The organism is Chryseobacterium sp. HNCC26DJ240 (assembly GCF_057180485.1).
Window position 1 is genome coordinate 248,431 of record NZ_JBXUGK010000005.1, and the last position, 12,593, is coordinate 261,023.

Consider the following 12,593-nt stretch of genomic DNA (forward strand, 5'->3'; position numbering starts at 1 on the left):
TAAAATTTACGCGTTATGACCTTTCTCTCCGGACAGATTATGTATTGTCGTCTCACTATTCTGAATATAATCTCCTGATGCAGCAACTTCTATAGCTTCTGAAGCATTTTTGTGAATATCCGTAGCATCATAAGTGAAATTTTCGGATGCCATATTCATAATATTCGTAGCATTCAGATTATAATTTAAGGTTGCGTTTTGCCAGATATTGGCTCCTGCTGTTTCGGTAATATTCATTCCTACTGAATTACTCTGATTTTGTCCCACAGAAGTACTTTGATTGTTTCCAATCGTAGAAGTCATGCTTTCTGCAACATTAATAAACATATTCTTACAATTCAAAGTCATCGTCTCCGGAGCCGTAATATTGATATTGCTTCCCGTCGTATCCAGATGAATTTCATTGCCAGATTTATCGGTGATGATAATACTTTCATCTTCAGTAAAAACAACCTTATGGCCGCTTCTGGTCATAATAGATTTCACCCGGTTATCTGCAAAACCTCCCAAACCAACGCCGCCGTGGAACATTCCGCCCATTACGAAAGGTCTGTCGGGATGGTTGTGAACAAAATTCACCATCACCTGATCGCCCACTTCGGGAATCGCAACATAACCTCTGTTTTGAGTTACCTGATCTGTCCCCCCTGCATCGGGACTCATCATTCTGATGAAATTGGTGGTGTCATTCATCTGCCAGTCAAATCTTACCTGTACTCTTCCCTGACCTTCAGGATCGGTGTTTGAAATCACTGTGGCAATCTGTGGTTGGGCAATAGGAACCGTGAAATCGGGTTTTGGTAAAAATCCTGTATCGGCTGCAATACCCTGAAAACTTCCGCTGTAATGACCTATGGTGTCGATTTCGTGCGTAGTTTCGGTAATCATGATTTTGGTAAAATAGGAACTTTCGTTGCTGTCTATTTTTCTCATTTGAATATCAGCAACACATCCGGGATGAAGAAAAGGAACCGTCGTTTTTGCTGATACAGAAAAAACATTGACTGCCTCACTTCCAGAGGAGCTTTTCTGTGAATATTCAACATCAAGATTGGTAGTCGCTTTGATGGGAGCTACCTGCAACGAAGGTGTTTTAAATATAGAATCGTTATGCTGATAGGCAGTTTTTGCGAGATCACCTACGTGCTGTACTGGTGTTGCACCAGAAGTCAATTTTTCATTCTTACTGCTGTTGTAGCCGTAGTACTGTGGTTTTGTATGCAAAGCTTTTAATTCAACTTCTACATCCTGAGCACTGCTTCCATAAATCAGTTTTACAGGTGAGTTTTGTGGAGGGAGTTTCCCAAAATGCAACACTTCACCGTCGTAATAAAACTGTTCGCCATAAGCTTCAGCCATTCGAGCCAGATAATTATAATGAGTTTCGTTATATTGGCTGCTGTAAACTATCTGCGAGTAATCGTTGGTATCGATTCTCACATCAAATTTACTTTTGTCTAAGCCTTGTTGAATAACCTCATCAGCAATAATTCCGATGCTTGCAGACTTGCCGCCTCCAAAACTCTGAATATGAGGTGCACCATCCAGTAAAATTGTCGGACTGAAACCTTTCAGTACAATATTTCCAAGGCTCATCTGTTCCTGATTGAACGAAACTCCTGTTATCACGCCAACAAACGTTCTCTCAGGACTGTTCTGAACATCTTTGTAAGAAATTACAGCCGTTAATCTTTTTCCTAAAAACTCATTGGCATCTTCCAAAGTGTGCGTTTGTCTTCCACCTAAAGCGTCATGAGCAAGCGTAATTTTAAATTCATGATGACGGTTGGCACTTTGCTTCAGGCTGAAATGCTTGTAATATCGGATCACTTTACCGTCGATTACCAAAGAAAGTTTTACAAGACGGTTGATACCGGTATGCTGATGGGCAGATATATTTTCGGCGTTCTGGGACGGACGGAAACCGCTCCCGCTTCTGTTTTCCGGATTTGTAGTCATAATAATGTGATTGTGTGATAATAAAGGTAATTATTTTTAGCAACTCTTAAAAATTATGCAGCGACAATTTTCAGTTTTAAAAAAGATTTAACATAATTATTCATTTTAAGACAAAAAAGACTGCCTTTTTTAAAAATGACAGTCTTCGTTCCCTTAATAACTATAAAACTCTGATGATTTCTTTTTTAAGCTGACGGCCATAGACCTTCATAAGCAGAATTACCATAATTGATCTGCTCTGCACTGATAACGAAGCTGATGTACATTGAATTTTCATCTGTACCGTCAAAATCCACTTCGTGCTGGATTACGTAGCCGTTTTCCCAGTTTAAAGTGATTAATGTTCCTTCCTCGTGAGATTTGTTGAAAGTAATTTCTCCTGTTGTCGGCTTGTACTTTCCGTTAAGCAAAGATTCTAAAATATCAGACTTTTCTGTAGCTTCTACAGTTACTCTGATTAATGCATTTGAAGGATCTGAAGCTACTCTACCTGAAACGTCTGTAGATCTTGAAACGCTGTAGTTTAGTTTTAGTAATTTTTGTCCTTCGCCTCCGTTGAATTTTAAGATTCCTCTTGAATTAAGTGCCATAATGTAAATTTTTTAAAATTAATACTTTGTGATTTGTTGTTTTTGGTATTCCAAAGATAGAACCACATTTTTAAAAATTCATCCTAAAAATCGATTATCTCAGATTTTGTAGTAGTTCTACGATTTTGTGTAGTAGTTCTACGACTGGCGATTCAAAATTTAACGTTTAAGATTTAAAATTCAGGATGCGGGGTGCGGGATTGAAAAATTTATAATGATAAAGAGATATTTTTAAGCTTTTCAAAAACTTTGGATTTGCTAAGAGCCTATTTAAATTTCATTAAAATTAATTCCCCCGGCCCTAAAGGGAGTTAATTTTAATGAAATTTTCAAGGCATTTTTCCACCCTTTAGGGTTGGGGGAAAGAAAAATGACTTGAAAATTTGTTTTTTAATCATTTTTTTAACAGGCTCTAAAACTAATTTAACATAAAAAAGACTGTCAAAATAAATTGACAGTCCTGCTTTTGTATACATTAATACTGAAAAGATGGGTTTTCTAGCTTGTTGGCCAAAGACCTTCGTAAGCAGAATTTCCATAGTTAATTTTCTCTGCACTCACCACAAAGCTGATGTACATCGAATTTTCATCTGTTGCATCAAAATCCACTTCATGCTGAATCACATAACCGTTTTCCCAGTTTAAGGTAATTAAAGTTCCTTCTTCGTGAGATTTGTTGAAAGTAATTTCCCCGCTCGTTGGTTTGTATTTTCCATTAAGCAGAGATTCCAGAATGTCAGATTTCTCTGTTGCTTCCACTGTTACTTTGATGATTGCGTTGGATGGGTCTGAAGCTACTCTACCGGATACGTCCGTTGATCTCGAAACGCTGTAGTTCAGCTTTAATAATTTTTGTCCTTCGCCACCGTTGAATTTTAAGATTCCTCTTGAATTAAGTGCCATAACGTAAATTTTTTTTTAAATGAAACTTGTGATTTTTATTTTTCGTATTCCAAAGGTAAAACGTCCTGAAAAGATTTTCAAATATTTTGAAACAAATTTGAAAAAGTGTAGTAATTCTACGATTTGATGTCGTAGAACTACGATTATTTTGAACTGTTTTTGGAAGATTCTTTCACCGATCTTCCCAAAATTTTATTCTTTTTTAACAGGAAGTCAGGCATTAAATCTACAGGAAGTCTCAGAAAACCGTCGCCTTCTTCCTGTAATTGTCTTTCCAGCTCAGGATTCCATTCAGTAAGCTGAGAGTATTCTATTTTCAGTTCTTCCGCAACAATTTTCAGATTGAAACCTGCATTGATTTCCGCTTCTGTAAGTGATGAAATAGTTTTACCGCTTCCGCTGCCATCCAGAAACACTTTTTTCATTCGTGAATTATTGTAATCGGTGAGTACAGCATTCAGTTCGCCGGTGGCAAAACAGGCGTTAAGATATTTTTTCACATGATTAACGGTTTCTGTCGGAAGATATTTTGAAAAAACATGATACTGAGTAGAACCTGCATTTCTCATGGCTTTGGCAATGTTTCCCTCCCCACAGTTGTACGCAGCAACAACCGTTACCCAATTGTTATATTTTCTGTAAAGATCTGAAAGCGAAATCGCTGCTGTTTTTGTACTTCGGTATAAATCATTCCGCTGTGCTTCAGTAAGACCATACTGATTGGCGTGTGCGGTCATAAACTGCCAAACTCCCACTGCTCCGGCACTTGACGTAATATTTCTGTTGAAATTAGACTCAATTAATGCTAAATTTCTCAGATGTTTCGGCAGCCCTTTTTCAACCATAGAATATTCGATAAAGTTGACAATTTCTTTATTGGAACTGATGATATTCTGGTATTTCCTCACACTACTCTCGGAAGTATCCGAAGCATTTAAAAACTGCGAAAAAACCGCTTGCGAAAAACATGTAAAAATCACAGTTAAAAAAATTTTAAATCCCGTTTTCATCGGATGTGCGTTTTCAAAATGATTTAATTAACTGTCCAGACGGTTTTTTCTTCTTCAGAATTCCATTCTACATTGAGGGTTTGTCCGGCTTTTACCTCTTCTCTTACGATCATTTTTGAAATGGGTCTTGCGAGTTGAGAACGGATGACACCCGAAATCTGTCTTGCTCCATATTTACTGCTGAAACCACCTAACGCCAGACCTTTCACGGCTTCATCTGAAATTTTCAGACTCATTCCTAATCTTAATAAAGAGTTGTGAAGTGATTTTAGCTGAATATTAAAAATTCTTTCAGCCATCGATTCTGTAATCGGTGCAAAAGGAATAATTTCTGTAATTCTTGCCAAAAATTCCGGTCTGAAACGTCCTGAATTCGACATGATCTGCATCAAGGACTTTGATTCAGGAATTTTGCCTTCTTCAAACTGTTTTACGATTTCTTCGCTTCCGATATTTGAAGTAAATAAGATCAAAGCATTGCTGAAATCGCCTTCTTTCCCCAATTTATCATGTACTTTTCCTTCATCCATAATCTGCAGGAAAACATCAAAAACTGAATGATGTGCTTTTTCAATTTCATCAAATAAAACAACGGTATAAGGTTGCTGTCTGATTTTATTAACCAACATTCCTCCTTCCTCATAACCAACGTAACCCGGAGGTGCACCGTATAAAAGTGCTGCAGAATGTTCTTCTTTAAATTCTGACATATCAAAACGAACCATCGCTTTTTCGTCATTAAAAAGAAGTTCTGCCATCGATTTTGCGAGCTCGGTTTTTCCTGTTCCGGTAGGACCTAAAAGGAAGAATGAACCGATTGGCTGACCCGGTTTGTTTAATCCGCTTCGGTTTTCCACGATGGCATCTGAAAGGATTTTCAGCGCATGATCCTGACCAACTACTCTGTTCATCAGAAGACCTTCCATATTCAGAAGTTTCTCCTTTTCCTGAGCCTGAATTTTACCAATCGGAATGCTGGTTTTTGCAGCCATAACCGCAGCCAGTTCCAGACGGCCTACTTTTTCTCTTTTCACGGCTGCGTGGGTAAGAAGTTCGGCAAACGTCTGCTCAATAATCTTCTGAATCTCCTCTACCGCCATGGAATTGTCGATCTGCGGCTGCTCACTCAAAGAACCCCACAAAATCGGACTTATTTTATCTCTCAGTAAATTATAATTCCAGATTAATTCATCGGCTTTATCTTTTTCGTCAAGGTATTCTTCTGTTAAAATCTGATCGTAGATTGTTTTCCAGCTTTCCAGTTCTTTTTCTGAAAGCTCGTCAAGCATTTTGATGGCTGCCATTGTTCTGTCTAAAAGATCAATTGCGGCATCAGGAAGTTTTTTACCTTTAGAATAGCGTTTTGCCAAACGTACACATTCCGGAAGAGCAGTTTTATCCACTTCAATTCCGTGGTGTTTTTTGTAGCCGTCCAAAAGAACGTCGATCATTTTAACACAGGTCTTTTCATCCGGCTCCAAAACGGTTAAAACTTCAAATCTTCTGTTGAAAGCCTGTTCGGGCTCTATAATTTTTCTGTATTCTTCCTGAGTGGTTGCTCCGATAACGGTAATTTCCCCGCGCGCCAATTCAGGTTTCAGAATATTTCCGATATTTCCGATGCTTCCTTTAGGATCGAGAAGTGAGTGAATTTCATCAATAAACAAAACTGCTTTTTCAATTTTCTTGCATTCGTTGATTACTTTCTTCAGTCTGTCTTCAATTTCACCTTTATAGGACGTTCCAGCCAGTAAAGCTCCGGTATCAAGCTCTAAAAGTGTTGCATTTTTAAGCATTTCAGGAACATTTCCTTTAATGATTTCTGTTGCGAAACCTTCTACTAGGGCAGTTTTACCAACACCCGGTTCACCAATGATGATTACGTTAGGTTTTGTTCTTCTGCAAAGAATTTCAACCAACATTCTGAGTTCCTTATCACGACCGATGATGTTTTCAATTTCGCCGTTTCGGGCCTGTGCGGTTCGGTCCACACAATAATTTTTAATGGATGGAAACGAATTTTCCGAATGACTGCTGCCATTTAATAAAGAAGAAAAATCTCCGTTATCAATACTTTCGTAAGGGGTATCTTTTCGGTACAAATTAAAAATTTCATGCTCTCTCAAAGGAAGAGACTTCAACTGCTGAAGCGAGAATGAAACTTCAGGTTTTACGATTGCAGTAAGAATGCAGATTGGGGAAATTTCATCAAGACCTAATTTCAGTCTGATATCGTCTGCCTCGTCCATTAGTCGGTCTACAGAATCGCCTTCCTTTACTTCCGAGGGGAGATGCGATGTTTTGGGATATTCTTCAAGACGAACGTCTGCCCATTCGTAAAAATATCCGGGATCTTTATCAATGTTTTTTAAAAATTCATTCAGACCAATATCTTTGTGCATTAAAGCCTGCAGAATATGAGGCCCGTCGTAAGTTGCGTTGTAATTTTCTCTGGCGATAGACTGTGCAATATGAAACAATTGTTTTACAGTCTCGTTGGTAACAAGTACTCCCATTTATTTTCGAAATTAATATTTGTGACGTTAAAATTTGGTTGAACTAAAATAAGTTTTTTTCGCCAACCCATGAAATTTAATTTAAAATTTTTCATTTAATTAATAATGTCACTATTGTGGAAATTTTTCTATTTTTACTGTAACCAAAAAGCAAATTTTTATGCAAAACAATCAACAGCTTACCGAACTTCTCGCCCTCGATTTGGGAACTTCAATTATCAACAGACTTCCGTACGCAAAGGAGGTTTTTAAATGGCAGGACATCGATCTCCTTCCCCATTCTTCTGAAGACACCATGCTTTGCGAAATTTACGAAAGAAATGGAAGAAACTGGCGTACCACCAATAACAACCTGATTGGATATTTATTTGCCGGCGAAGAATTGGAAAGGGTTAAAAACCAGTTAAAAGAGGTAAAGAAATTCTCTGCAATGATTCCTGATTTTCAGTTTAATAAAGACAGTATGTTAGATTTCGGACTTTCGCTGCCTTCCTTATTTAATATTGATGTAAAGGGTGATCTGAAAAACGCAAAAGATTTTTCAATCAAAGTAAGTAATGTTACTAAATCCCGCATCACCAATATTGATGTTCCCGGAATTGAGATTTTAAGAAAATATTCTCAGTTTACGCAGGATGAATCGAAAGCGTACAGAAAAAATGTAAAGTTTAATTTTCTGAGTACCGCCCTTTTTTATGCTGAAAGTGTAGAAATTAATTTAGAAAAAGACAGCGGAGTAAATCTTGATGTAAGTTTCAGCACTCAAAATGTTGAAGTTCAGACTAATGTAAATACAGATACAAAAAAGAACTTTGTTTTAAAATATACCGGAAATCAGTCGCCTTTTGCTGCAAAATTTGTGAGAGGGAAAGATTTTGATATTCTTTAAATATTTTCTAAAATTCCCGCAGATTTTACTGATTAAGCAGATGAAAAATTAGAATCTGCTGTATCTGCAAAATCTGCGTGAGTATTTTAAATTATTTGTTCAGAAGCATTGCTGCTTCTTTCGCAAAATAGGTAAAAATCATATCTGCGCCGGCTCTTTTGAAGCAGGTGAGGCTTTCGATGATGGTTTTATCATTATCCAGCCAGCCGTTTTGGGCAGCGGCTTTTACCATGGCATATTCTCCGCTTACGTTGTAGACTGCGATGGGAAGATCGATTGCCTCACGCACTTTGGCAACAATATCCAGATAAGGAAGGCCCGGTTTGATCATGATGATATCGGCACCTTCATCCACATCCTTGAAAACTTCATTCAAAGCTTCCCTTGAATTATGAAAATCCATCTGATAGGTTTTTTTATCCTTCGGAATTTCGCCCATTTCTTTGGGAGCACTGTCCAAAGCACTTCTGAAAGGTCCGTAGAATGAACTCGCATATTTTGCGGCATAGCTTAAAATCCCAACATCATGAAAACCATTTTCCTCCAATGCTTCCCTGATGATGAGCACTCTGCCATCCATCATATCACTCGGCGCAACAATATCTGCACCGGCTTCAGCGTGTGAAACTGACATTCTGGCCAAGGCATCGTTGGTGGCATCGTTGACTATTTTTCCATTCTCAATAATCCCGTCGTGACCGTAGATAGAATAAGGATCCAGGGCTACATCAGGCATTACAATCATTTCGGGAACCGCGTCCTTAATTGCTTTGATAGTTTGCTGCATCAATCCATCTCTGTTCCATGCCTCTTTTCCGGTGTTGTCTTTGAGATGATCAGAAACTTTCATATAAAGATTTACTGCTTTCACTCCTAGTGAAAAAAGCTCTTTACATTCTTTCACCGTAAGATCAATGCTTCGTCTGAAAATCCCTGGCATTGAAGCGATTGACTCCTCCTTATTCTCTCCCTCCATCACAAAAACCGGCATTACAAAGTCATTTACCGAAAGGTGGCTCTCTCTTACCAGACTTCGCACGGCCTCAGTTGATCTGAGCCTTCTGTTTCTTGAATATATCATTTTTTGGAATACTTTTTGAAATATTGATACAAATTTAATACATCTGACTCAAAAAGATGTTGCACAGTAAAAAGTTATTTAATACTTTTGTTAATAGTTTATATGCAAAAATGCGTTTAATGAGAAAAATTTTACTTTTAATTATATTCACAGGCAGCTTTTTAGGGTTTTCAAATCAATTGAAAGCTCAACTGAGAGAGCCTTCCTCCGTATCTCAAAAATCTGATGACGGAATTTTGACCGCATATCCAAATCCGGCAAAAGACTTTTTGATGGTGAAAGCAAAGGATGCCAACTTAAAAATCAAAAACGTTACCTTTTACTCAATAATGGGAACTCAGGTAGCCAGCTATAACATCAACGCCAACAGAAGTGAAATTAATATTGAAAAGTTGAAACCCGGTAAATACATGATTCGCTATATTCTGAGCGACAACACTCAGAAAGTAACGCAAATCGTTAAACAATAAAATCTACTCAATCCTGATAATCATCAGGATTTTTTTGCACTTTATTCTGAGTTAATTATTCCGTAACTTTCGGCTTCTAATTTATTTCTAAAAATTTCTCATGTTAAAAGCTGAGCATATTATAAAGACCTACGATTCGGGGAAAAAAATCGCACTAGACGATTTCAGTATTTCGGTTCCCAAAGGCAGTATTTATGGACTTCTCGGTCCCAACGGTGCCGGAAAAACATCATTTATCCGAATCATCAATCAGATCACCAAAGCAGATTCCGGCGACATTCATATCGATGGGGAAAAACTCAATCCGTCGCACATCAGAAATATAGGATATATGCCTGAAGAACGTGGTTTGTACAAAAATATGAGCATCGGAGATCAGATTCTTTATTTTGGAGAACTGAAAGGAATGTCTAAAAATGATGCGCTTTCGGAAGCTAAAAAATGGTTTGAAAAACTTCATATCGACCAGTGGTGGAAGAAAAAACTGACAGAACTCTCCAAAGGAATGGCTCAGAAAATACAGTTTGTGGTGACGGTTTTGCACAGACCCAATCTTCTGATTTTGGATGAACCATTTTCAGGTTTCGATCCCGTGAATGCTAATTTAATTAAAGATCAAATAATAGATTTAAAGAACAATGGGACAACCATTATTCTTTCCACCCACAGAATGGAAAGCGTGGAAGAAATGTGCGACTACGTGGCTTTGATCAACCATTCAAAAAAAATCATTGATGGAAGGGTTTTTGAGGTTCGTGAGAAATTCAAGAAAAATATTTTTGCTGTAAAACTTTCTGAAGTGAATCAGGAAAATTTCAATGTATTTAAAGAAAAATTTAATGTTTTAAATCTGAAAAGTGAACACAGCCTGACAACATTTGACATTAAGAACGAAATTTCGCAAAACGAACTCATCACCGAAGTTCTGAAAACCGGAAACATAAGGACTTTTGAGGAGAAAATCCCAAGTATGAATGAGGTTTTTATTAGTGCAGTCTCTAATAATGGGTGATAAGTGATAAATGATGATTGATAAACGATCAAAGATCAGACATCCAGCATCAAACTTCCAGCACCCAACCTTTTAATAAAAATTTATGAACAATATAATCTTAATAACCAAAAGAGAATTTCTTACGCAGGTGAAGAAAAAATCTTTTGTTGTGCTTACTCTTTTGGCTCCTATCCTGCTTTTGGCATTCGGAGCAGTCATCGGGCTGATGTTTAAAGCCAATGAATCTCATACAAAAATTGAAGTTGTTGATAACAGCGGATTGTTTAAAAACGCATTGAAATCAGACGATAAAATCAATTACAACTTTATTACAGAGGCAAATCCGGCAAAGAAAGTTGAGTCTCTGAAGAAAAGTGAGGCGACTGATGGAATTTTGATTTTACCTCAGCTCAACGGATCTGATTATGCAGGTTTTGAAAAAAACACGCAGCTTCTGCTCAATACAAAAATTGGTTTTGACACCAAAAAAATGATTGCTTCAGACATCAATGAAGTTCTCAAAAAAGAAAAAATAAAAAAGCTCGGCATTCAGAATTCTCAGCTTGAAGATTTGGATAAAAGATTTTCGCTTACCACGATCAATCTTACCAACGATGATAAAGAAGATTCTGACATGGCTTTCGGTGTGAAAAGTGTGCTCAGTATGCTTTTGATGTACGTTACATTTATGTTTATCATTATTTACGGCGTTCGTGTGATGCGAAGCGTTTTGGAAGAAAAAAACAACCGTGTGGTGGAAATCATTATTTCTTCTGTGAAGCCATTTGAGCTGATGATGGGGAAAATTCTGGGCGTGACGTTGGTTGCCCTCACCCAGTTTATCGTTTGGATTACCATGTCGGTGATTGGCGCTTTGGTTTTAAACACAGGCTTTTCATCCATTCAAAAAAATATTCCCGGGGCGGATGAAGAGATGGTTTCAAAATTTGACATCGTGGAAATGGGAACTCAGATTTCCCACAGTCTTTTGGAACTGAATTTCCCGTTAATTATTTTTGTTTTTATTGTGTTTTTCCTTTTGGGATATATGTTCTACAGCTCAATTTACGCAGCTGTCGGTTCGGCGGTGGACAATGAAACGGAAACGCAGCAATTCACCATTTTTGCCATTCTTCCGCTGATGTTGGGAATGTACGGAAGTTTTTCGGTGATGAATAACCCTGACGGCCCGCTTGGTTTCTGGCTGTCGATTATTCCGTTTACTTCTCCCGTTGCGATGATTGCAAGAATTCCGTTTGGGGTTCCGGCGTGGCAGATTGCACTTTCTATTTTTCTGCTTTTGGCGACGACCATTTTTATGATTTTTGTTGCAGGAAAAATCTACCGAGTCGGGATTTTGATGTACGGAAATAAGGCAAGTATGAAGGAGATCTGGAAGTGGATTAAAGAGTAGTCTCTACACGAACAGCTATTATAACTAATCACTCACAAATAGAAAACGCCCGGTTTCCAATGGAAACCGGGCGTTTTTATCTTCTGATATAAAATATTAATTAAAGATATAGCTTAAGCTAAGACTTAAAACCTGCTCTGATTTCTTCTTTGCAGAATTCGGGTCAATCTTGCTCTCATCCAAATCTGGATAGGTATTTGATAATCCGAAATCGTATTTAAGAGCCAGTTCCAACTGTCTTTTGTAGCTGTAACCAATACCGGCACCCAATGCAAAATTAAAAGACTTTGCTTTTCCGAATCTGTCTGTACGGTAAATCTCTCTCGATTCATTTGTAACTTTCTGATCAATCAAAAAGTTGAATCTCGGGCCGACCTGTCCGAAAAACTCAGATTCAGCTTCAGAAAAATAGCCTTTAAATGAAACCGGTACGCTAATGTAATTATTTGCATACATTGCGTTGTAGCCTTGCATACCTTTTGCATCCTTATCCTTTCCCGATTCTCCTGCACCGTAATACACTACTTCCGGCTGAAGGAAAAACTGATTAGAACTTCCCATAGGAATCAATGCCAAAACACCACCCTGAAAGGAAAATCTTCCACCTGAAGGATTGTGCGCATTTTTTACTCTGGAATTATTAACTCCTGCAGTAAGACCGAATCTTGTGTTTCTGAAATCGATCTGTGCGGAAGCCATTAGGGAAAAGGCTAAAGCTGATGCCAATAATATTTTTTTCATATGTAGTTTTAATTATTTTTAAAGGA

General features: G+C 37.7%; 11 protein-coding genes. 4 read left to right on the forward strand and 7 right to left on the reverse strand.

Going from position 1 to position 12,593, the window contains the following annotated elements; all coding sequences use genetic code 11:
* Positions 1-6 precede the first annotated feature (6 nt).
* From AC2A1G_RS11750 to AC2A1G_RS11770, 5 genes are all read right to left on the reverse strand, one after another.
* A complete protein-coding gene (locus AC2A1G_RS11750) occupies positions 7-1,959 on the reverse strand; it encodes a type VI secretion system Vgr family protein (protein ID WP_484047105.1) in 1,953 nt (650 codons plus the stop codon).
* 185 nt (positions 1,960-2,144) lie between these two features.
* Positions 2,145-2,549: a type VI secretion system tube protein TssD gene (gene tssD, locus AC2A1G_RS11755; protein ID WP_056035938.1), complete on the reverse strand. Its 405-nt coding sequence runs from the start codon at positions 2,547-2,549 to the stop codon at positions 2,145-2,147.
* A 498-nt stretch (positions 2,550-3,047) separates the two neighbouring features.
* Positions 3,048-3,452, reverse strand: coding sequence for a type VI secretion system tube protein TssD (gene tssD, locus AC2A1G_RS11760; RefSeq protein WP_262148483.1), 405 nt, complete (start codon positions 3,450-3,452; stop codon positions 3,048-3,050).
* A gap of 143 nt (positions 3,453-3,595) precedes the next feature.
* Entirely contained in the window at positions 3,596-4,462 is an 867-nt protein-coding gene (locus tag AC2A1G_RS11765; RefSeq protein ID WP_484047106.1) for a lytic transglycosylase domain-containing protein, read from the reverse strand.
* Between the two features lie 23 nt (positions 4,463-4,485).
* Positions 4,486-6,978 carry an ATP-dependent Clp protease ATP-binding subunit gene (locus AC2A1G_RS11770; RefSeq protein WP_484047107.1) on the reverse strand — a complete coding sequence of 831 codons (2,493 nt, stop codon included), beginning with the start codon at positions 6,976-6,978 and terminating at the stop codon, positions 4,486-4,488.
* Positions 6,979-7,138: 160 nt separating this feature from the next.
* Between AC2A1G_RS11770 and AC2A1G_RS11775 the strand changes: the two genes are divergently transcribed.
* Positions 7,139-7,867: a hypothetical protein gene (locus tag AC2A1G_RS11775; protein ID WP_484047108.1), complete on the forward strand. Its 729-nt coding sequence runs from the start codon at positions 7,139-7,141 to the stop codon at positions 7,865-7,867.
* A 91-nt stretch (positions 7,868-7,958) separates the two neighbouring features.
* On the opposite strand, the gene hemB is transcribed toward AC2A1G_RS11775, so the two are convergent.
* Positions 7,959-8,948, reverse strand: a complete 990-nt coding sequence (gene hemB / locus AC2A1G_RS11780; RefSeq protein WP_484047109.1) for a porphobilinogen synthase — start codon at positions 8,946-8,948, stop codon at positions 7,959-7,961.
* Positions 8,949-9,067: 119 nt separating this feature from the next.
* Here hemB and AC2A1G_RS11785 point away from each other — a divergent pair, with 119 nt between their 5' ends.
* From AC2A1G_RS11785 to AC2A1G_RS11795, 3 genes are all read left to right on the forward strand, one after another.
* Entirely contained in the window at positions 9,068-9,418 is a 351-nt protein-coding gene (locus AC2A1G_RS11785) for a T9SS type A sorting domain-containing protein (protein WP_484047110.1), read from the forward strand.
* 100 nt (positions 9,419-9,518) lie between these two features.
* Positions 9,519-10,430 (forward strand): ABC transporter ATP-binding protein, encoded by a 912-nt coding sequence (locus AC2A1G_RS11790; RefSeq protein WP_484047111.1) that lies wholly within the window; start codon positions 9,519-9,521, stop codon positions 10,428-10,430.
* Between the two features lie 85 nt (positions 10,431-10,515).
* Positions 10,516-11,826 carry an ABC transporter permease gene (locus AC2A1G_RS11795; protein WP_484047112.1) on the forward strand — a complete coding sequence of 437 codons (1,311 nt, stop codon included), beginning with the start codon at positions 10,516-10,518 and terminating at the stop codon, positions 11,824-11,826.
* A gap of 96 nt (positions 11,827-11,922) precedes the next feature.
* Here AC2A1G_RS11795 and AC2A1G_RS11800 read toward each other — a convergent pair whose 3' ends face one another.
* Positions 11,923-12,567 carry a porin family protein gene (locus tag AC2A1G_RS11800; RefSeq protein ID WP_484047113.1) on the reverse strand — a complete coding sequence of 215 codons (645 nt, stop codon included), beginning with the start codon at positions 12,565-12,567 and terminating at the stop codon, positions 11,923-11,925.
* Positions 12,568-12,593: the final 26 nt, after the last annotated feature.